Annotated in this window: 17 protein-coding genes; 4 read left to right on the forward strand and 13 right to left on the reverse strand. The window is 70.1% G+C overall.

Annotated elements, in window-relative coordinates; translation table 11 throughout:
* Positions 1-99 precede the first annotated feature (99 nt).
* Positions 100-2481 (forward strand): penicillin acylase family protein, encoded by a 2382-nt coding sequence (locus tag IEY81_RS14185; RefSeq protein ID WP_229787871.1) that lies wholly within the window; start codon positions 100-102, stop codon positions 2479-2481.
* A 103-nt stretch (positions 2482-2584) separates the two neighbouring features.
* Here IEY81_RS14185 and truB read toward each other — a convergent pair whose 3' ends face one another.
* From truB to rimP, 7 genes are all read right to left on the reverse strand, one after another.
* Positions 2585-3466: a tRNA pseudouridine(55) synthase TruB gene (gene truB / locus IEY81_RS14190; RefSeq protein ID WP_189119126.1), complete on the reverse strand. Its 882-nt coding sequence runs from the start codon at positions 3464-3466 to the stop codon at positions 2585-2587.
* Positions 3463-3930, reverse strand: a complete 468-nt coding sequence (rbfA, locus tag IEY81_RS14195) for a 30S ribosome-binding factor RbfA (RefSeq protein WP_229787872.1) — start codon at positions 3928-3930, stop codon at positions 3463-3465. Before rbfA ends, truB begins: the two co-directional genes overlap by 4 nt.
* A 76-nt stretch (positions 3931-4006) precedes the next feature.
* Positions 4007-6901, reverse strand: a complete 2895-nt coding sequence (infB, locus tag IEY81_RS14200) for a translation initiation factor IF-2 (protein WP_189119128.1) — start codon at positions 6899-6901, stop codon at positions 4007-4009.
* Between the two features lie 93 nt (positions 6902-6994).
* Positions 6995-7357 (reverse strand): YlxR family protein, encoded by a 363-nt coding sequence (locus IEY81_RS14205; protein WP_189119129.1) that lies wholly within the window; start codon positions 7355-7357, stop codon positions 6995-6997.
* Positions 7358-7480: 123 nt separating this feature from the next.
* A complete protein-coding gene (locus IEY81_RS14210) occupies positions 7481-8314 on the reverse strand; it encodes an acyl-CoA thioester hydrolase/BAAT C-terminal domain-containing protein (protein ID WP_189119130.1) in 834 nt (277 codons plus the stop codon).
* A 26-nt stretch (positions 8315-8340) separates the two neighbouring features.
* Entirely contained in the window at positions 8341-9318 is a 978-nt protein-coding gene (nusA, locus tag IEY81_RS14215) for a transcription termination factor NusA (protein ID WP_189119131.1), read from the reverse strand.
* A gap of 3 nt (positions 9319-9321) precedes the next feature.
* Positions 9322-9822 carry a ribosome maturation factor RimP gene (gene rimP, locus IEY81_RS14220; RefSeq protein WP_229787875.1) on the reverse strand — a complete coding sequence of 167 codons (501 nt, stop codon included), beginning with the start codon at positions 9820-9822 and terminating at the stop codon, positions 9322-9324.
* 149 nt (positions 9823-9971) lie between these two features.
* Here rimP and IEY81_RS14225 point away from each other — a divergent pair, with 149 nt between their 5' ends.
* The gene (locus tag IEY81_RS14225) at positions 9972-10409 is read left to right on the forward strand and encodes a hypothetical protein (protein ID WP_189119132.1); all 438 of its coding nucleotides are present in this window, start codon (positions 9972-9974) and stop codon (positions 10407-10409) included.
* Complete coding sequence (locus tag IEY81_RS14230) at positions 10406-10837, forward strand: DUF4439 domain-containing protein (protein ID WP_189119133.1); 432 nt, start codon at positions 10406-10408, stop codon at positions 10835-10837. The genes IEY81_RS14225 and IEY81_RS14230 overlap by 4 nt, the downstream gene beginning before the upstream one ends.
* Before the next feature lie 235 nt (positions 10838-11072).
* Here IEY81_RS14230 and IEY81_RS14235 read toward each other — a convergent pair whose 3' ends face one another.
* The 3 genes from IEY81_RS14235 to IEY81_RS14245 all read right to left on the reverse strand — a co-directional run bounded on the left by IEY81_RS14235 (position 11073) and on the right by IEY81_RS14245 (position 15207).
* A complete protein-coding gene (locus IEY81_RS14235; protein ID WP_189119134.1) occupies positions 11073-11777 on the reverse strand; it encodes an HAD family hydrolase in 705 nt (234 codons plus the stop codon).
* Positions 11778-11813: 36 nt separating this feature from the next.
* On the reverse strand, positions 11814-13325 hold the full coding sequence (gene scpC, locus IEY81_RS14240; protein WP_189119135.1) for a succinyl-CoA:acetate CoA-transferase ScpC: 1512 nt from the start codon (positions 13323-13325) through the stop codon (positions 11814-11816).
* A 118-nt stretch (positions 13326-13443) separates the two neighbouring features.
* The gene (locus IEY81_RS14245; RefSeq protein ID WP_189119136.1) at positions 13444-15207 is read right to left on the reverse strand and encodes a proline--tRNA ligase; all 1764 of its coding nucleotides are present in this window, start codon (positions 15205-15207) and stop codon (positions 13444-13446) included.
* Between the two features lie 307 nt (positions 15208-15514).
* On the opposite strand from IEY81_RS14245, the gene IEY81_RS14250 reads away from it, so the two are divergent.
* Complete coding sequence (locus tag IEY81_RS14250; RefSeq protein WP_189119137.1) at positions 15515-16306, forward strand: hypothetical protein; 792 nt, start codon at positions 15515-15517, stop codon at positions 16304-16306.
* Between the two features lie 17 nt (positions 16307-16323).
* On the opposite strand, the gene IEY81_RS14255 is transcribed toward IEY81_RS14250, so the two are convergent.
* The 3 genes from IEY81_RS14255 to IEY81_RS14265 all read right to left on the reverse strand — a co-directional run bounded on the left by IEY81_RS14255 (position 16324) and on the right by IEY81_RS14265 (position 20003).
* Positions 16324-17169, reverse strand: coding sequence for a GNAT family N-acetyltransferase (locus IEY81_RS14255; RefSeq protein ID WP_189119138.1), 846 nt, complete (start codon positions 17167-17169; stop codon positions 16324-16326).
* Positions 17170-17269: 100 nt separating this feature from the next.
* Positions 17270-18025 carry an SDR family NAD(P)-dependent oxidoreductase gene (locus IEY81_RS14260; RefSeq protein ID WP_189119139.1) on the reverse strand — a complete coding sequence of 252 codons (756 nt, stop codon included), beginning with the start codon at positions 18023-18025 and terminating at the stop codon, positions 17270-17272.
* The gene (locus IEY81_RS14265) at positions 18018-20003 is read right to left on the reverse strand and encodes a hypothetical protein (RefSeq protein WP_189119140.1); all 1986 of its coding nucleotides are present in this window, start codon (positions 20001-20003) and stop codon (positions 18018-18020) included. Before IEY81_RS14265 ends, IEY81_RS14260 begins: the two co-directional genes overlap by 8 nt.
* Positions 20004-20144: the final 141 nt, after the last annotated feature.

The raw sequence follows: 20144 nt of genomic DNA on the forward strand, positions 1-20144 counted from the left end.
ATATCCATCCCCGGCCCGCACCCCCGGATCCGGGCCACCTGGCAGTCAAGCAGTAACGTGTTCTACCCCACGCTCGTTGGACGAGGCATGGAGAGCCTCGTGCGCAGAGTCGCCGTATCCCTTGCTCCACTGGTCCTTCTCGCAGGCGTCCTCAGTGCGCCGGCCGCGGTGGCGGAGCCACCGAAGAGGTACGACGCGACGGTGCGCATCACCGAGCACGGCATCCCGCACATCACCGCCCGCGACTGGGGCTCGCTGGGCTACGGCAGCGGCTGGGCCACCGCCGGCGAGGCGACCTGCACGCTGGCCGACATCCTGCTCAGCGCCCGCGGCGAGCGCTCGCGCTGGCTCGGCGCGGAGAAGATCTACGACGACGCGGTCTCCAAGCCGGCGACCAACCTCGACTCCGACGTGCTGGTCGGCGACCTGCACAACCGCCGGGTGGTCGAGAAGCTGCTCGACTCCCCTGCCGGGCCCTCGGCTCGAGCGAGGGAGATGGTGCGCGGCTACGCCGCCGGGGTCAACGAGTGGCTGCGTACGCACGAGGTCACCGACCCCGCCTGCGCGGACGCTGCCTACATCCGTCCCGACGTCACCGACCTGGACGTCTGGTACGGCGTCTACCTGGCCAACCTGATCGCCTCGGCCGGCCAGTTCGTCGGCGAGATCAACGCCGCCTCTCCCCCGTCGCTCACCGACCCCGGGCTCCCCGGTCTGCCCACGACGGCCGCCGAGGTGCCCGCTGCCGCGAAGAAGATCGACAAGGCGAAGCTGCTCGCCTCGCTCGGCCGCGACCCGGAGAGCCCGTTCGGCTCCAATGCGACCGCGATCGGCGGCGACGCCAGCTCCACCGGCTCCGGCATGCTGCTCGGCAACCCGCACTTCCCCTGGCAGGGCCGCTACCGGTTCACCCAGCAGCACCTGACCATCCCGGGCGAGTACGACGTCGCGGGTGCCTCGCTGATCGGCTCGCCCGCGGTGAACATCGGCTGGAACGACGACGTCGCCTGGAGCCACACCGTCTCCACGGCGTACCGGTTCACGCCGTACGAGTACACCACCCTCGGGCCAGGCACCCGCTACCTCACCAAGGACGGCGTCAAGCGCGCCGAGCGCCGTGAGGTGGACGTCGAGATCAAGACCGTGAACGGCACGAAGACGGTCACCGAGGATCTCTACCGGACCCCGGAGGGCTACGTGATCGACTCGCCCTCGCAGCTGATGTCGTGGGGGCCGACGAGCTTCTGGGCGATCCGGGACGCCAACGCCGAGCACCTGCGCACCATCGACACCTTCCTCGACATGGGCGCAGCCTCCTCCGTCGACGACCTGCTCGACCGCCAGGACGCCGGCGGCGGGGTGCCGTGGGTCAACACGATCGCCGCGGACCGCAACGGTGACGCGCTCTACGCCGACCACTCTGTCGTCCCGCACGTCACCGACGAGCTCGCCAACCGCTGCATGACGGTCGTCGGACGGCTGCTCGACCTGGTGGCCGGCCTCCCCGGCCTCGACGGCAACCGCGCCGGCTCCTCCTGCGCCTGGGGCACCGACGCCGAGGCCCAGCGCCCCGGGATCCTCGGCGACTCGCACCTTCCCGACGTCGTCCGCCGCGACTGGGTGATGAACGCCAACGACTCCCACTGGCTGCCCAACCCGGACGCGCCGCTGGAGGGCTACCCGGCGATCCTCGGCTGCGAGCGTTGCGAGCGCACGATGCGTACCCGGATGGTCTCGCAGTACGTCATCGACCAGCTCGCCGCACAGGGCGTCGAGACCCCCGACTCGCTGGCCGGGCACGAGTACGACAACCGCCAGCGCGCGGCCGAGGTGATGAAGGCCGACGGCGCGCTCGACCGGGTGTGCAGGCTGACCGGCGAGAAGGAGGCCTGTGCGGTCCTGGCGGCGTGGGACGGCCGTTCCGACGCGACCTCGGTCGGCACCGCGATCTTCACCGAGTTCGTCCAGCGGGTGCCGAGCGGTCTGCGGCTGTGGCGGGTGCCGTTCGACGCCGAGGACCCGCTCAACACCCCGCGCGGGCTGCGCACCACGCCGAGCACCATCAAGGCGATGAAGGACGCGATCGCGGCCGTCGAGGCCACCGGTCTCTCGGTCCACGCGCCGTGGGGCGACTTCCAGGTCGCCGCCGACCGCGGCGCTCCCCCGCTGCCCCTCGGCGGCGGCGAGGGCGACCTGGCCGGCAACGCCAACGCACTGGCCTCCCGCAGCCCGGGGCAGAACATCGACCACGCCCGGCCGATCACCTACGGCTCCTCGCACATCCAGGCCGTCTCCTTCGGCCCCGACGGCGCCGAGCCGCGCACGATCCTGACCTACGGCCAGTACGAGGACCCGGCCTCATCGTGGTCCAGCGACCAGACCCGGCTCTTCTCCGAGGAGAAGTGGGTCGACTTCCCCTGGACCGAGGCCGACATCGAGGCCGATCTCGTCGAGACCGTGCGGCTCAGGTCGCGCTCCTGAGACCCTGCCGAGGCGTCAGCCCCGTCGGTCGAAGCGTCACGCCGGTCGGTCAAGATGGCACTCCGGTGCCATCTCGACCGACCGGCGTGACATCTCGGCCGGGTCAGCCGACGAAGACGGCGCTCGCCTTGGCCGTCTCGGCACCGACGGGCTCGTAGAGCGCCAGGAACTCGCCGTCGGGGGCGAAGACAGCGGTGAGCCCGTCGAGCGCCAGCTTCAGCTTCCGTCCGTAGCGGACGTCCTGGGCCTGCTCGTCGGAGAGGTCGACGGAGGGGAAGGCGGCTCGGGCCGCGTCGGCCAGGGGCAGCACGGCGAAGTCGTCGGCGAGCTCGTCGAGCGTCTTGGCGACGTCGAGCCCGTAGGGCCCGACGGCGGTGCGGCGGAGCATGGTCAGGTGTCCGCCGACCTCGAGGGCTGCGCCGACGTCGCGGGCGATCGCGCGGATGTAGGTGCCCGAGGAGCAGCGGACCTCGATGTCGACGTCGACCACGTCGCCCTCGGCGCGGATCTCACCGACGGTGAGCTCGTGCACCGTGACCGGCCGGGCCTTCAGCTCGACCTGCTCCCCCTCGCGTACGCGTTGGTAGGCGCGCTTGCCGTCGACCTTGATCGCCGAGACCGCGGTCGGCACCTGGAGGATGTCGCCGACCTGCTCGGCGAAGGCGCTGCGTACGCCCTCCTCGTCGAGCCCCGCGGCCGAGCGGGTCTCGACGACCTCGCCCTCGGCGTCGTCGGTGGTCGTGGCGACACCCAGCCGGACCGTGGCCGAGTAGGACTTCTCGGTCAGTATCAGGTGGCCCAGCAGCCTGGTGGCGCGCTCGACCCCCAGGACGAGTACGCCGGTGGCCATCGGGTCCAGGGTGCCGGCATGCCCGACCTTGCGGGTGCCGGCCAGGCGCCGCACGCGCGCGACGACGTCGTGGGAGGTGACCCCGGCAGGCTTGTCGACGACGACGAGACCTGCGGGCGCCGAGCCCCCGCTCACTCCTCGTCGTCCCACTCGTCCTCGAGGTCTTCCTCGTCCTCGCGCGGCTTCTTGTAGGGGTCGGCCTCGCCGGCGTAGGTCGCCCCGCGGGAGGCGGCGACGGCCTCGTCCTGCGCCTTGGCGCGGGCGAGCACGTCGTCGAGGTGGCGGGCCGTCTCCGGCAGCGCGTCGTGGATGAACTCCAGGGTCGGCGCGGTGCGGGTGCCGAGCTGCTTGGCGACCTCGGAGCGGATCAGTCCCTTGGCCGACTCCAGCGCCGCGGCGGTGCCGGCCAGCTCGGCCTCCGAGTCGGCGCCGAGCACCGTGTAGAAGATCGTCGCCTGCTGGCTGTCACCGGTCACGCGCACGTCGGTGACGGTCACGAACCCGATGCGCGGATCCTTGATCCGCCGCTCCAGCATCTGCGCCACGATGACCTTGATCCGGTCAGCGATCCGGCGAACCCGTGGGCTACTCATGTTCACACTCTTTCAGATAATCGAAGCAAATCGAGACGTTGGCCGGGCCGCGACTGCGACCCGGCCAACGTCAGAGGCTGATTCAGCCCCTCGGAATCTCCACCATCTCGAAGGCTTCGATGACGTCGCCTTCCTTGATGTCCTGGAAGTTCTTCAGGACCAGACCGCACTCGAAGCCCTCGCGGACCTCTGCGGCGTCGTCCTTCTCGCGGCGCAGCGAGGCGAGGTCGAGGTTGTCGGCCGCCACGGCGCCGTCACGCAGGACGCGAACCTTGGCGTTGCGGCGGATGAGGCCCTCGGTGACCATACAACCGGCGATGTTGCCCGCCTTCGACGAGCGGAAGATCGCGCGGATCTCCGCCTTGCCGAGGGTGCGCTCCTCGTACTCCGGCTTGAGCATGCCCTTGAGGGCCGCCTCGATCTCCTCGATCGCCTGGTAGATGACCGAGTAGTAGCGGATCTCGACACCCTCGCGGTCGGCCATCTCGGTCGCCTTGCCCTGCGGGCGGACGTTGAACCCGATGATGATCGCGTCGGAGGCAGCCGCCAGGTCGACGTTGGTCTCGGTGATCGCACCGACACCGCGGTCGATGACCCGGATGCCGACCTCGTCGCCGACGTCGATCTTGGCCAGCGCGTCCTCGAGCGCCTCGACCGAACCGGACACGTCGCCCTTGAGGATGAGGTTGAGCTCCTGGCTCTCGCCCTTCTCCATGGAGGCCATGAAGTCCTCCAGCGTGCGGCGTACGCGGCGCTTGGCCTGCTGCGCGGCACGCTCGCGTGCCTCGCGCTTCTCGGCGATCTGGCGAGCCATCCGGTCGTCCTCGACGACCAGGAAGCTCTGACCCGCACCCGGCACCGCCGAGAGACCCAGCACCATCGCCGGACGCGACGGGGTCGCCTCGGTGATCTCGTGGCCGTACTCGTCGATCATCGCGCGGACACGGCCGTGGGCCGGGCCGGCGACGATGGACTCACCCACGCGCAGCGTGCCGCGCTGGACCAGGATGGTCGCGACCGGGCCGCGGCCACGGTCGAGGTGAGCCTCGATGACGATGCCCTGCGCGTCCTGGCTGGCGTTGGCCTGCAGGTCGAGCGAGGCGTCGGCGGTCAGCACGACGGCCTCCAGGAGGCCCTCGATGTTGATCCGCGACTTCGCCGAGATCTCGACGAACATGGTGTCGCCGCCGTACTCCTCGGGGATGACGCCGTACTCCGTCAGCTGACCACGGATCTTGGTCGGGTCGGCCTCGGGCTTGTCGATCTTGTTGATCGCGACCACGATCGGGACACCGGCCGCCTTGGCGTGGTTGAGCGCCTCGATGGTCTGCGGCATCACACCGTCATCGGCAGCGACCACGAGGACCGCGAGGTCCGAGGACTGCGAGCCACGGGCACGCATGGCGGTGAACGCCTCGTGACCCGGGGTGTCGATGAAGGTGATCTTGCGCTCTTCGCCGTCGACCTGGGTCGCGACCTGGTAGGCACCGATGTGCTGGGTGATGCCACCGGCCTCGCCCTCGATGACGTTGGCGTCACGGATGGCGTCGAGCAGCTTGGTCTTACCGTGGTCGACGTGACCCATGACGGTCACGACCGGCGGACGGACCGACCAGTCGGACTCGTCGCCCTCGTCGCCGAGCTCGATGTCGAAGGACTCCAGCAGCTCGCGGTCCTCGTCCTCGGGAGAGACGACCTGGACGACGTAGTTGAGCTCCTCACCGAGCAGCTCGAGGGTCTCGTCGTTGACGGACTCGGTCGCGGTGACCATCTCACCGAGGCCGAACAGCATCTGCACCAGCTGAGCCGGCTCGACGTTGATCTTCTCGGCGAAGTCGGTCAGCGAGGCGCCACGGGCGAGACGCACGGTCTCGCCGTTGCCCTTGCGTACGCGGATGCCACCGATCGTCGGGGCCTCCATGGCCTCGAACTCCTGGCGACGCGCCCGCTTCGACTTCCGACCACGACGCGAGGGACCACCCGGGCGACCGAAGGCACCCTGGGTCGTGCCGCGACCGCCGGGACGACCGCCACCGGGACGACCGCCGAAGCCGCCGCCACCGGGACGACCCGGAGCGCCGCCACCGGGACGCCCACCGGCACCCGGACGGCCACCGCCACCGGCGCGACCCGGGGCACCGCCACGGCCACCGCCGGGACCGCCACCGGGGCGGGCACCGAACGCGGCCGGGGACTTCGGCATCATCGCCGGGTTGGGACGCGGCATGCCGGGACGACCGCCACCGGCCTGACCACCCTCACGGGCGGCGGCGGGACGCGGCGGACGCTGGTCGTTGCCGGACTGGGAGCCGCCCTGGCCACCCTGGCCTCCACCCTGGCCGCCGGGGCGCGGACGCCCCATGCCCTGGTTGGAGGAGAACGGGTTGTTGCCCGGGCGCGGAGCGCCGGGCTTGCCGACCGGACGCGGGCCGGGACGGCCCGCACCACCGGAGTTGCCGCCGCGGGCCGCGGGGGCCTGCGGGCGAGCGCCCGGCTTCGGGGCACCCGGCTTGGGCGCACCCGGCTTCGGGGCGGCCTTCGGGCTGGGCTTGGGGGCGGCCGGAGCCGACGCCGCCGGAGCGGCAGGGGCCGACTCGGCCTTCTTGGCCGGGGGCTTCGGGCCGGGCTTGGGCGCGGCCGGCTTGCTGGCCGCGGGCGCCTCGGCAGGCTTCTCGGGCGCCTGCTCAGCAGGCTTGTCCGTGGCCTTCTTGGGGGCCGCGGGCTTCGGCTCTGCCGATCGGGGGCCAGGCTTCGGGCCGGGCTTGGGGGCGGGCTTCTCGTCCGTGGACGAGGAACCACCCTTGCCGCCGGCCTTCAGGCCGGGGCCGATCTCCTTGCGGAAACGCATCTCCGCGGGGAGCTCGACGGTCGAGCTCGCCGACTTGACGAACTCACCCATCTCCTTGAACTTCTCGAGAACGAACTTGCTCTCGACTCCGAACTCTTTGGCGAGCTCGTGGACTCGGGTCTTAGCCACGCTTCTCCTTCTGGCCACAGACCCAAATCCGGGTGAAGACTGTGACCACTAGTGGGTGTAGAACACGCTCATCGCGAAGTACTCATCGAGTGCTCATGAGCTTTTGCTCCAATTCCTGGTCAGTTGACCGTCGGCGACGATCGTGGGTGTCGGGCGCGTGTCGAGGTAGTCCTCAACCGGTGCGCTGGAAAGCCCGCCCTCGGCCCCTCTCCCTCGCGGGAACAGGGCCCGGGTGAACGCCTTCCGGCGCACCGCGAGTTCGTAGCACTCACGCGTGGGATGCACATGCGCCCCTCGCCCGGGTGCGGTGGCTGTCGGATCGGGCACCACGGCCGGCTGGCCGTCGCGGTCCGAGCCGGCGGTCACCCGCAACAACTCGCGCTTGGCAGCTCGCTTCCGGCAACCGACGCACGTACGGACGGGTCCGTGCTGCGTAGTTTCTTCGAGGCGTGCCACCGATCCTTAACACTACCGCTTCCATGGTTCGGTAGACGAAACCGGGGCGCAGGTCGTTTCTATTCCGTGACCCAGACTCCGTGTCGACTTCGCCCGGTCCCGACGCCGCATCATCGGGCCACGTCACAGCACCGCGGCGATCTCCGCCCACGCCAGCCGGCCGAGCTCGCGGTCGCCCTCCTCCGAACCGCCCCAGGCGAGCGTCGTGCTGAACGGGACGCCCGGTTCGCCGGGCAGCACGACCCGGTGGCCCGCCTCGGGGTGCGAGATCACGACCGTCTCCAGGTCGTGCGCCGTACGCCGCCTCCGGATCGTCTCCGCGAAGAGGACCGAGGGCCACACCTCATCGCCCCCGCCTGCGACCAGGACGACGTCACCGGCGATGCGCTCGACCAGGATGGTCGCGGCGGGCACGCGGTCGGCGTACTTCTCCAGTGTCGAGAGGTACGCCTCGCAGAACGACGGCAGCCCACCGCCAGCCTCCTTGACCGCGTCCTCGATCGCCTCGTCGTCGAAGGGTACGAACGGCACCTGCTCGCCGCGCAGCGTCCAGGAGGAGCGCTGCGGCCGCTCCTCGCTGAGCCCTGCCCAGGCGACGTACGTCGGGGAGAACCCGACCACGGCGTCGATCTCGGGATGCAGGGTGCCGAGCAGCAGCGCCGCCTGGGCGCCCCAGGAGGTGCCGAGCACGACCAGCCGCTCGTAGCGGGCGTGGAGGTCGGCGAGGACGTCGTCGAAGGTCTCCAGCGGCATCAGGCGTGCCTCGGCCGGCTGGCCGGGACCACCGAAGTAGCGCACCGAGGCCGCCGCGACGCCGTGCGCGGCGAGCACCCGGCACCGGTCGGTCTCGATCCGGCCCGAGGATCCCGACAGCACGAGCACGCCGGTGGTGGCGCCCTCCGGTTCCAGCAGGACGCCCTCGGGCCCGGTCAGAGTGGTCTCACGCACGCTCGCCATGGCAGTACGCTAACGAGCCGCGAGGCTCAGGCGACCGGGGTCTCCTCGTCGGAGCGGATGTCGATGCGCCAGCCGGTGAGCCGCGCGGCGAGACGGGCGTTCTGCCCCTCCTTGCCGATCGCCAGCGAGAGCTGGTAGTCGGGCACCACGACGCGGGCGGACTTGCTCGCCTCGTCGATGATCTCGACCGAGGAGACCCGGGCCGGCGAGAGCGCGGAGGCGACGAGCACCTTCGGGTCCTCGGACCAGTCCACGATGTCGATCTTCTCGCCCTGCAGCTCGGACATGACCTGGCGGACCCGCTGGCCCATCGGGCCGATGCAGGCGCCCTTGGCGTTCACTCCGGGGACGGTCGACTTGACCGCGATCTTGGTGCGGTGGCCGGCCTCGCGGGCGATCGCGGCGATCTCCACGGTGCCGTCGGCGATCTCGGGCACCTCGAAGGAGAAGAGCTTCTTGACCAGGTTGGGGTGGGAGCGCGAGAGGGTGATCTGCGGTCCGCGCATGCCCTTGCGCACCGACACGACGAGGGCCTTGATCCGGGTGCCGTGGCTGTAGTCCTCGCCAGGGACCCGCTCGGAGAGCGGGATGACGCCCTCGAGGCGGCCCAGGTCGACCAGCACGTCGTCGGGGTTGCGGCCCTGCTGGATGACGCCGGAGAGAATGTCGCCCTCCTTGCCGGAGAACTCACCGAACTTCACGTCGTCCTCGGCGTCGCGCAGCCGCTGCAGCACGATCTGCTTCGCGGTGGTCGCGGCGATCCGGCCGAACCCCTCGGGCGTGTCGTCGTACTCGCCGACGACGTTGCCCTCCTCGTCGATCTCGGCAGCCAGCACGCGTACGTGCCCGGTCTTGCGGTCCAGGTCGACCCGCGCCCTGGTCTGGGCGCCCTCGGTCTTGTGGTAGGCGGTCAGCAGACCCTGCTCGATCGCCTCGACGAGAACATCGAGCGAGATCTCGCGCTCCCGCTCCAGCATCCGCAGGATGCTCATATCGATGTCCATGGCCTACTCCCCCTCATCGATCCGCTTGAACTCGATCTGCACAAGCGCCTTCTTCACGTCTGCGTACGCCACATCGCGGCGCTTGCCGCTCACCTCGAGACTCGCCCGGTCCTCGTCGGACTCCTTGACGCGTCCGGTGAACGTCGAACCGTCCTTCACGGTGACCTTGACCAGGCGGCCCTTGTTGCGGCGCCAGTGGCGCGGCAGGGTCAGCGGCCGGTCGACGCCAGGAGAGGTCACCTCGAGCGTGTAGGGCTGCTCGCCCATCACGTCGGAGTCGTCGAGGACCCGGTTGACCTCACGGGTCGCCTCGGTGACCTCCTCGTGGGTGATCCCGCCGTCCTTGTCGACGGCGATGCGCAGGATCCGGCGTTTGCCGGCAGGCGTGATCTCCACGGCCTCGATGTCGAGGCCCAGGGCCAGGAGCGGGTCCACGAGGGCCTTCTCGATGGCACTCGCGATCGCGTCCTTCCGGTCAGCACCCAACGCGATCTCCCCCTGCATCCTGTTGTCTGTTCCTGTTGTACGGGCCTCCGAGCACCCGGCACCGCTGATGACACCATACCCGTACGCCGCGGGTGGCCCGAACGGAGCGCGGCTGTGATGGAAAGCCGCTGACGCGACTTCCGCCGGGTGTGGTTAGGGTTCCTCACGTGACCAGCGCACGTGCCCTTCGGATGCTCTCGCGGCGCACCGCTGTCGGTGCCGCCGTGGTCGCCCCGCTGGCCGCCTCGGCGTGTTCGGCCTCGGAGGTGCTGGATCCTGTCAAAGCACCTCCCCCGAGCACTCCCCCGGCCCCCGCGAACCCCGACCAGAGTGTGATCGACGCCACCGTCGCGGCGATCCTCGGCGCCGACGAGGGCGCCCCGGCGGCGTTCGTGCAGCTGCACGGGGTGCACATCGAGGCGCTGGCGCCGACGAAGGGCGTCACCGCGGCCGCTGCCGACGGCGGCTGGCAGCAGCGCCAGGTCGCGCTGGTCACCGCGCTCACCACCGCCGCGGGCCGCGCGGTCGACCCACAGCTGGTCACGTTGCTCGCCTCGGCCGCCGCCGGCCAGCAGCAGCTCCTCCGAGCACGGGGGCTGGCATGACGACCGCCGACTCGGCCTCCACCGAGGCGGTGCAGGCCGCACTCGCCGTGGAGCACTCCGCAATCTACGTCCTGGGCTCGCTGGGCGGGCTCACCTCGTCATCGGCGGCGCCGGCCCTCGCCCAGGCGCTCACCGAGGCCTATGACGAGCACGTGCGTGCCCGCGAGGCGCTGGCCACGCACGTGGTGGCCGCCGGGATCGAGCCGGTCGCGCCCTCGGCGGTCTACGACCTGCCCGGCGGGATCGGGACTGAGAAGGGGGTCGGCGCCGCGGCGCTGCGCCTGGAGCGCGACACCACCGCGACCTACCTCTCGCTGGCGCCGAAGGCGACCGGCTCCGACCGGACGCTGCTCATCCAGCTGCTCTGTCGCACCGCGGCCCGCCAGCTCGACCTCGGCGGCAAGCCGACCGCGTTCCCCGGCACCTGAGCGCTCTTCTCACCTGACCGGGCTCACAAGCCGAGATGGCCCGCGAACCGTCCGGCGCGGGAGACTCCCGAGATGTCTCCCGAGACCGGGCGGCTCGCGGGCCAGGTGAGGCCTGGACACGAGGCCTGAGAGGCCGCCCGGAGGCGGTATCTCTCTTGCAGAAGTATGCAATCCCCGCTCAGACTGGCCCAGACCCGCAAAAGCGCATTGCAAGAACTTGCAACTTTTCTCGGGCTCATTCCCAGGAGCGAACGATCTGGTGTATGTCGCTCAGTCGCTGTGCGACGGCGTCCGGTGAGCCCTCGCTGTGGCCCAGCTGGCTGCTCGGGATGTTGCTGTGCGGGATGTGGATCGCCCGCAGACCGGCTCTCTGAGCACCGTACACATCATCGAAGAGCCTGTCTCCCACGTAGACGCATCGAGACGGATCCGAGACCTCCACCGCCTCCATCGCCGCATGGAACGCCTCCTCGGCCGGCTTCGTCCAGGGAACCTCGGAGGTGTAGACGTCACCGTCGATCAGGTCGACCACCCCGTCGCGCTCGAAGAACCCGCGGTGCCACGCGCGCGGCCAGATGGTGTTGGACAGCACCCCGACGCGTACGCCGTCGGCGCGGAGCGCCTCCCACAGGGGCGCGACCTCCGGGTCGGTGAGCGTGTGCGGCTCCCAGAACTCGTAGTAGGCGTCGAGCAGGTCCGGGTCGTGCTCGAGCCCGGCCTCGGTGAAGAGGTCGCCGATGCCGGAGCTCTGCTGGTGGTCGCGGCTCCGCGCCCAGATCGTGTCGCCGGCCTCCTTGAGCCTGGTCGCGTTGACCGGGTGGTCCTCCTCGCCCGCGTCCCTCACCGCCTGGGCCAGCGCCAGCGACTCCGCATGGAAGTCGATGTCGTGCCACTTCGTCAGCGTGCCGCCCCAGTCGAAGATCACCGCGTCGATCGCCATGCGCCCGACTCTAGTGGCGGCTCGACGGGGGCGCGGTCACATGTGGCCGGTCTCGACGAGCGAGCGGTGCCAGGAGAGCGCCTCGTCGAGCAGGTGCGGGGTGTGCATCGCGTCCGGGCGGGCGCGCTGGGCCCGCTCGAAGTAGTCGGTGAGCCGGTCGCGGTAGTCCGGGTGCGCGCAGTTCTCGATGATCCGCCGCGCCCGCGCCCGGGGCGAGAGGCCGCGGAGGTCCGCGATCCCCTGCTCGGTGATCAGCACCTGCACGTCGTGCTCGGAGTGGTCGACGTGGCTGGCGAACGGGACGATCGAGGAGATCGCGCCGTCCTTGGCGGTCGAGGGCGAGACGAAGAAGTTGAGGTAGGCGTTGCGGGCGAAGTCGCCCGAGCCGCCGATGCCGTTGACGATCGAGGAGCCGGCGACGTGGGTGGAGTTCACGTTGCCGTAGATGTCGGCCTCGACCATCCCGTTGATCGCGATCAGGCCGAGCCGCCGGACCAGCTCGGGGTGGTTGGAGATCTCCTGCGGGCGCAGCAGGATCCGGCCCTTGTAGTGGTGGACGTCGTCGTTGAACCGCCGCGCACCCGCCTCGGAGAGCCCGAAGGAGGTCGCGGAGACGCCGATCAGCTTGCCCGAGTCGAGCAGGTCGAGGAGCCCGTCCTGGATGGTCTCGGTGTAGGCCGTCAGGTGCTCGAACTCGGCCTCCTGGAGGCCGATGAGCACGGCGTTGGCGATGTTGCCGACGCCGGCCTGGAGCGGCAGCAGGCTGGGGTGCAGCCGGTCGTGGCGTACCTCGTGACGGAGGAAGTCGACGAGCAGGTCCGCCATCGCGCGGCAGTCCTCGTCGACTGCCTTCAGCGGCGAGTTGCGGTCGGGCTGGTCGGTCTCGACGACGGCGACCACCTTCTCGGGGTCGACGCGCAGGTAGGGGTCGCCGATGCGCTGCATCGGCGTGGTCAGCTGGATCGGCGCCCGCTGCGGCGGCAGCCGGGTGCCGTAGTAGATGTCGTGGAAGCCCTCGAACCCGCGCGGCTGCCAGCTGTTGACCTCCAGGATCACCCGGTCGGCGTTCTCCAGCCAGGTCTTGTTGTTGCCGACGCTGGAGCTGGGGACCAGCAGGCCGTTGGGGAGGATCGCGGCCACCTCGACCACGGCAACGTCGAGGTCTCCGTAGAAGCCGAACCAGCTGTGCTGCGCGACGTGCGAGAGGTGCACGTCGATGTATTCGACCTCGCCCGAGTTGATCTGCTGCCGCAGCGCCGGGTCACCGTTGTAGGGCAACCGCTTGGAGAACCCGTGGGCATCGGCCAGGACGCCGTCGACGTCGGGCGCCGTCGAGGCCCCGGTCCACGCCTGGACCCGGAACTCCTCCCCCGCCTCGTGCGCCGCCCGCATCCGCTCCGCCAGCGCTCCTGGCACCGCCTTCGGGTGGCCGGCCCCGGTGAACCCGGAGAAGCCCACGGACTCCCCGTGGCGGATCAGCTCGGCCGCCTCCGCGGCGCTGCGTACTCTCCCGGCGAGCGTGTGGTCGAGAATCCTGTCCCCCGTCATGGGGTCGATCTTGCCTCATCCGGGGGTGTGGGATACCCGGTCGACCGGGTATTCATGGACTTGACGGGCACTGGAACACCCGTCAAGTCCACACAGTGCCCGTCCAGTTCCCGTTATGTCAGCCCGCGACGACCTCGGTGAGGTGACCGACGGCGTCGGCGAGAGCGACCTCGGTGCGCTCGCCGCTGTGGCGGTCCTTGACCTCGACCTTGCCCTCGACCAGGCCCTTGCCGACGGTGACGATGGTCGGTACGCCGATCAGCTCGGCGTCCTTGAACTTCACGCCGGGCGAGACCTTGGGGCGGTCGTCGTAGAGCACGTCGATGCCGGCGGCCTCGAGCTCCTCGGCGAGCTTCGCGGCTGCCTCGAAGACCGCGGAGTCCTTGCCCGTGGCGACCAGGTGGATGTCGTACGGAGCGACGTTGCGGGGCCAGGCGAGGCCCAGGTCGTCGTTGTTGTACTCCGCGACCGCGGCGACGGCGCGGGTCACGCCGACGCCGTAGGAACCCATGGTGACGGTGACGAGCTTGCCGTTCTCGTCGAGCACCTTCAGGTCCAGCGCGTCGGCGAACTTGCGACCGAGCGCGAAGACGTGACCCATCTCCATGCCGCGCGCCGCGGTCAGCTCGCCGTCGCCGTTGGGGCACGGGTCACCGGGGCGGACCTCAGCCGCCTCGATCACGCCGTCAGCGCTGAAGTCGCGGCCGGCGACCAGGTCGATCGAGTGCTGACCTGCGACGTTGGCGCCGGAGACCCAGCGGCTGCCCTCGACGACGCGAGGGTCGACGAGGTAGCGGATGCCGGTCTTCGACTCCTCCCCGAGCACCTCCGGACCGATGTAGCCCCGGACCAGGTCGGGGTGGCTCTTGAGGGTCGCCTCGTCCATGGGCTCGAACTCACCCGGGTAGAGCGCGGCCTCGAGACGCTTGGCGTCGACCTCGCGATCGCCGGGGACACCGATGGCGAGCCGCTCCTGCCGACCATCGGGGTAGGTGACCACACCGAGCACGTTCTTGAGCGTGTCGGCGCCGGTCCACTGCCGGTCCTCGCGGGGGAAATGGGCGTTCAGGTGCGCGACCAGGGTGTCGATGGTGGGCGTGTCGGGGGTGTCCTCCGCGTGCGCGGCGGGCGCGTCGTCGTACGGCAGGGCCTCGGGTACGGGGACGTGGACCGCCTCGACGTTGGCGGCGTAGCCGCAGGCCTTGCACTCGACGTAGGTGTCCTCGCCGACGTCGGTCTTCGCGAGGAACTCCTCCGACGCCGAGCCGCCCATCGCACCGGAGTGCGCGGACACGATGACGTACTCGAACCCGAGCCGGTCGAAGATCTTCACGTAGGCCGCGCGGTGGGCGGCGTAGGACTTCTCCAGCCCCTCGTCGGTCACGTCGAACGAGTAGGAGTCCTTCATGATGAACTCGCGCCCGCGCAGCAGCCCGGCGCGGGGACGCGCCTCGTCGCGGTACTTCGTCTGGATCTGGTAGATCGACAGCGGCAGGTCCTTGTAGGAGCCGTAGAGGTCCTTGACCAGGAGGGTGAACATCTCCTCGTGCGTCGGGCCGAGGAGGTAGTCGTCGCCCTTGCGGTCCTTGAGCCGGAAGATGCCGTCGCCGTACTCCGTCCAGCGGCCGGTCGCCTCGTAGGGCTCGCGGGGCAGCAGAGCCGGGAAGTGCACCTCCTGGGAGCCGATCGCGGCCATCTCCTCGCGGATGATGCCCTCGACCTTGCCGAGGACGCGCAGACCCAGCGGCAGCCACGAGTAGATTCCCGGAGCGGCGCGGCGGATGTAGCCGGCACGGACAAGCAGCTTGTGGCTCGCGACCTCGGCGTCGGCGGGGTCCTCACGAAGAGTCCGCACGAACAGGGTCGACATACGGGCGATCATGCGGGCAAGCGTACGGCTCGCAGGACCGCTGCCGCGAACCGGTTGGAATTGTCGTTGCAACCGGTTCGGAGCCCGGCGCATCTTCACTTTCATGAGAGTTATCCGAATCCCGGCACTGGCCACGGCCATCCTTGCTGCTCTCATGCTGTCGGGGACGCTCCTGTCCCCGGCTTCTGCGGTTGCTCCCACCGTTGACGTCCGCCCCCTCCCCCTGCCGGTCGGCGAGCCGCCGACCATTCCCTACCTGGACCGGCCCACGGACGCGACGGTGGCCGTGGTCGACCCGACGACCGGAACGAGTACGCCGGTGCAACATGTCGGAGACGACCTCGACTACTTCGAGCTCCTGGGCCGCTCGGGCAGCGGCTTCGTGCTGCGGGTCCGCAACCGCAACATCGATCAGATCGTCCGGGTGCAGCCCGATGTCCCACAGAAGTCCCTCACGGACATGTACTACGCGGACACCGCCAGGTTGTCCGCCGACGGCCGCTACCTGCTCAAGACGCAGACCTTGAGCAGCGGCGCGATCCAGGCCCAGGTACGCAGCGCCACCACCGGCGCGGTCGTCGCGCGCCACACGTTCAAGAAAGCCACCAAGCCTGATCCGATCGATGTCAGCGGCACCCGCGTGCTCGTGGGTGGCTACAACGCCCCGCGCACGATGATGTGGGACTGGAAGGCCGGCACGGTCAAGACGATCGCCTCTCGCGCAGCGTACGCAGGCGGCTTCGCCCTCGACAGGCTGGCGACCCACACCAAGGACCCGTCGGCCGACGACGCCTGCTCGGTGGTCTCCACACTCACCGCTCCGGGCAAGACGCTGTGGCGCGGCTGCCTCGAGTCCGTGGCGTCTTTCTCACCCGACGGTGCCCGCTTCGCAACCGAGGCGATCGACCACGAGACGAAGAACGTGGTCCGCCGCCGCAGTCTCCGCGGCACGCTGCTGACCACCTACCGCAACCCCGACAAGGTGTGGATGCACGCGTGGGAGACCAACACCCGGATCCTGGTCCGGTCCTACCCGGCTGACGGGAGCGACGCCTGGCTGGTGCGCTGCGAGGTCGACGACTGCGAACGCGCAGCGCGGACGTACGACTGAGTCAGAACATCGCCAGATCAGAACATGATGGTGGAGAAGCGGGCCGTCTCGAGGAAGCCGGCCCGCTCGTAGGCGCGACGGGCGGAGGTGTTCCACTCGTTGACGTACAGCGAGACGCGCGGGGCGATCTCCTCGCGCACGATGTCGCAGACCGCCGCCATCCCACGGGCGGCCAGCCCCTCGCCACGGCGATGGGCCGGCACCCAGACCCCCTGGATCTGAGCCGCCTCGGGGGTCGCGCAGGCGACCTCGGCCTTGAAGACGACCTCGCCGTCCTCGATCCGCGCGAAGGACCAGCCGCGCGAGATCAGCTGGAGCACCCGGGCCCGGTAGAGGTCGCGGCCGCCGCCGGTCTCCGGCGAGATGCCGACCTCCTCGGTGTACATCGCCACGCAGGCCGGATAGAGGGTCTCCATGTCGGCGCGGACGGTGCGGCGTACGAAGGGGTCGGGCTCGACCAGGCTCTCCAGCTGCTGCTCGAGGTGGGGCTGCTCCCAGCGCTGGTCGCGCGGGGCGCCCCAGGCGTCGCCGATCGCGCCCCACATGGAGCGCACCGCCGGCTGGCGTCCGACGATCGTCGAGACGGTGCGTACGCGGTTGCGGGCTCGCTCGCCGAAAGCCTGCGCGTCCTCCTCGGTGGCCTGGATCGGGACCAGGTTGGCGCCGACGTGACAGGCGGCGACCAGGTCGCCACCGTCCCAGCGCCCCCAGATCTCGCCGCCGAGCCAGCGCGGCTCGAGGTTGGTGGTGCGGGCGCGGTATTCGGCGAACACGTTGACGACCGGATCGAGCGCGGTCAGCTCGAGGAACGCGCTGAGATCCCCCGCATGCAGCGGGCGGATCCCCTGGCGCGTGGTGAGCATGTCATCGAGCCTAGGGCCATTCCGGTTGAACGTCGCCCTGCGGCTCGCTGGGCGGATCCACTTGCGTCTCGCGCCATTGGTGTCCGGCAGGTCCCGCCCGTCAGTATTCGCCACCGTCTGCGACCAGACACTGGCCGTTGATCGCCGCTGCCGCCTCGGAGACGAGGAACACGCAGAACTCGGCGACCGCGTCCGCGGTGACGAACCGGTGACCGGGGATGCGCGCGGCGCGGTAGGCGATGTACTGGTCGACCGTCATCCCCTCCTTGCGGGCGTGCTTGACGAACACCTGCCGCGAGGACTCGCTCCACATCACGCCGGGGGCGACCACGTTGGCCCGCACCAGCCCCTCCTCCTCCTGGGCGATGGCCTGCGCGAGACCGGTGAGGGCGTGCTTGGAGGCGCCGTAGGCCGCCCGGCGGGCGGGGGTGCGGATGCCGAAGGTGGAGCTGACAAGCACCAGCGCGCCGCTGCCGCCGGTGCGCAGCTTGGGCAGCGCGATCGCCGCCGTCTGCCAGGCCGCGGTGAGGTTCACGTCGATGGTCAGCCGCCACTCGGTCGGGTCGGCCTCCGCCACGGTGTCCGGGCTCGGGTTGATCCCGGCGCAGTTGATGAGGCCGGAGAGGCTCTCGAACTCGTCGAGCGTCTCGCGCAGCGCACCGAGCCCCTCCTGCGTGGTCAGGTCACCCTCGACCTGCGCGACCGCGCCGGTCTCGTCGGCGAGGTAGGCCAGCTCGGTGACCCTGCTGTAGGCGTGCAGGATCGCGGGTGTGCCGCTCGCCTGGAGCTTGCGCGCGATCGCGCTCCCGAGGCCGCTCGTCGCCCCTAGGACGAGCACTGGTGCCAGTTCACCCATGACGCTCCTTGACCCGTCTGATCGCCTCCGCGACCACCTCCTGGTGGTCGCTGGACAGCCCGGTCAGCCCCTCGAGATGGCTCACGCAAGAGATATCACCCATCTGCCCCAGCCGGTATGCGGTAATCGGAATTGCCGGGGCCAGGACCGGGTTGTGGAGCCGCGCGAGCAGCGCCTGGGTGATGTCCGCGCCCCAGCCGAGCACGTCGCGCTCGCGAGCGATGGCCTGCGGATCCTCCTCGCGACGCATGATGTCGAGGTACTTGTCGACGGGGGTCCGGCCCTTGATCAGGAGCTGGAAGATGGCCGCCTTGCGGAGGAAGACCGAGCGGAAGGCCTCCAGGACGAACTCCAGCTCGTCCCAGTAGCGCTCCGGCGCCCGGTCGAGCAGCTCGGCGTAGTCGCTGCGCTCCTCGGTCAGGTAGAGGCAGATGAGACGGTCCATCCAGGAGAGGCTCTCGCGCACGCTCAGCGCCGCGACGGTGTCCAGGTCGCCTGGCTTGAAGCCCGACTTCAAGAAGCTGGTCACCAGCGGGCCCATGTGCATGTCGGCGAACCTGGCACCGTCCAGCGCCATGCCGCGCCCGTCGCGGAGCCGGTCCCGGATGCCGTACGCCACGAAGTACTGGTAGAAGGTCTCGTGGGTGAACTCGGCGGACTCGACCGAGTCGCCACCGCGGCGGCTGACCCCGAAGATCTCGGCGTGGTCGAGCAGGTCGGCGATCCACTCGTAGGTCAGGAAGTCGCGCTTGCGGGTGATGTCCAGGTCGCGCTGGAGGTTGGCGAAGAGCCACTCCGAGACCCGCGAGACCGGGATCAGGTCCTTGGTCTGCGGCACCGGCTCGTCCATGCCGACGAACAGGTCCCAGGCGATGTCGCGGTAGGTCTCGAAACGCACCTTGCTGGGGATGCGGGAGCCCTTGCGGTCCCACGGCTGGCCGCACACGTGCCGCAGGTAGACCGTGTAGGCGTCCCACTGCGTACGCGGCGCCGGCTCGCCCTCCTGGATCGTGGAGTAGAGCTGGCGCAGCACCATCGGCGTGGCCAGCATCAGCCCTCCGACACGTTCCATCTCGGTCGCCAGGTTGCGCATCCGGTCGTCGTCGCGCTCGTCCCCGAGCGCCTTCAGCTCCTCGGAGGAGATCGGGTCGACGCGTACGACGACCGGCGAGACGACCCCGAGATCCTCCATCCGCGTCGGGCTGCGCAGCTGCTCGGCGAGCTCGTCGCGCACCGTTTGCAGGTTGCGCTTGCTGATGACGATGAACCGGCCGCCACGGCCCAGACCGGAGCGCAGCTCGCTGAGGTCGGGACGGGTCACCCCGTGCTCCTCCGCGGTGGAGGAGACCAGGTCGAAGTCGTCGATCACCGTCGGGGACGCGTTCTCGGAGAGCACGAGCTCGTCGAAGTCGACCTGGCCGTCACGCAGGCTCAGGTAGGTGACCTGGTCGTGGGCATCGGCCCAGTCCTTGACCTCGACGGTCTTGCCGGCGCCCGAGGACCCGGTGATGAAGAAGAGGTTGGAGTCGGAGTGCTCGAGCCAGCGGTCGAGCGCCTCGCTCAACCGGATCTTGGTGTCGCCGGTGTCCATGCCGCGGAGCACGGTCACCCGCGCTCTCGGGAAGCTGAACCGGGACCCGTTCGACGCCGCCCCGACCTCGGGAGGGGCAGGGGGCTCGGCCGGCGGCTCACCCTCCTCGCGGCTGGCGTAGGCCTTCCACCACTTCCGCTGCCAGATGTCGATGTTCTTGCGGGTCCACGCGCCACGCTCGGGGACGTCCAGGGTGCGGGGCGCGCAGCCGCGCACGACCCGGATGAGGTCCTCCAGCGCCATCAGGTTGGAGCCGTGGGTGAGGCGGTAGAAGGTGCTGCGCGACATGCTGACACCGACGCCTCCGTCGGCGCGACCGGTGACCTTCTTGACCCACGCACGCAGCTCGGAGTTGAACTGCTCTGGAGAGAGCGCTTCGTCGGGCATTGTCCCTCGCCGAGTCGATCTGGCCGCGGGCTGCGAGTATCTCGCAGCCGTCCCAGCTCTGTCCCAGAAACGTCCCAGAAACGTCGGGACTGTCTTTACTCCGTCCCCACTCCCACCCGCCCTCTGGCGAGTCCGCTGCGA

It is taken from the genome of Nocardioides luteus, assembly GCF_014648595.1.
In the GTDB taxonomy this organism is placed as follows: domain Bacteria; phylum Actinomycetota; class Actinomycetes; order Propionibacteriales; family Nocardioidaceae; genus Nocardioides; species Nocardioides luteus.

What these genes read in the sequence shown, in the direction of transcription:
- IEY81_RS14210 (WP_189119130.1), bottom strand. Translation starts at nt 8,314, where the DNA reads ATGGCGAGCGTGCGTGAGACCACTCTGACCGGGCCCGAGGGCGTCCTG.
- nusA (WP_189119131.1), bottom strand. Translation starts at nt 9,318, where the DNA reads ATGGACATCGATATGAGCATCCTGCGGATGCTGGAGCGGGAGCGCGAG.
- rimP (WP_229787875.1), bottom strand. Translation starts at nt 9,822, where the DNA reads ATGCAGGGGGAGATCGCGTTGGGTGCTGACCGGAAGGACGCGATCGCG.
- IEY81_RS14230 (WP_189119133.1), top strand. Translation starts at nt 10,406, where the DNA reads ATGACGACCGCCGACTCGGCCTCCACCGAGGCGGTGCAGGCCGCACTC.
- IEY81_RS14235 (WP_189119134.1), bottom strand. Translation starts at nt 11,777, where the DNA reads ATGGCGATCGACGCGGTGATCTTCGACTGGGGCGGCACGCTGACGAAG.
- scpC (WP_189119135.1), bottom strand. Translation starts at nt 13,325, where the DNA reads ATGACGGGGGACAGGATTCTCGACCACACGCTCGCCGGGAGAGTACGC.
- IEY81_RS14245 (WP_189119136.1), bottom strand. Translation starts at nt 15,207, where the DNA reads ATGATCGCCCGTATGTCGACCCTGTTCGTGCGGACTCTTCGTGAGGAC.
- IEY81_RS14255 (WP_189119138.1), bottom strand. Translation starts at nt 17,169, where the DNA reads ATGCTCACCACGCGCCAGGGGATCCGCCCGCTGCATGCGGGGGATCTC.
- IEY81_RS14260 (WP_189119139.1), bottom strand. Translation starts at nt 18,025, where the DNA reads ATGGGTGAACTGGCACCAGTGCTCGTCCTAGGGGCGACGAGCGGCCTC.
- IEY81_RS14265 (WP_189119140.1), bottom strand. Translation starts at nt 20,003, where the DNA reads ATGCCCGACGAAGCGCTCTCTCCAGAGCAGTTCAACTCCGAGCTGCGT.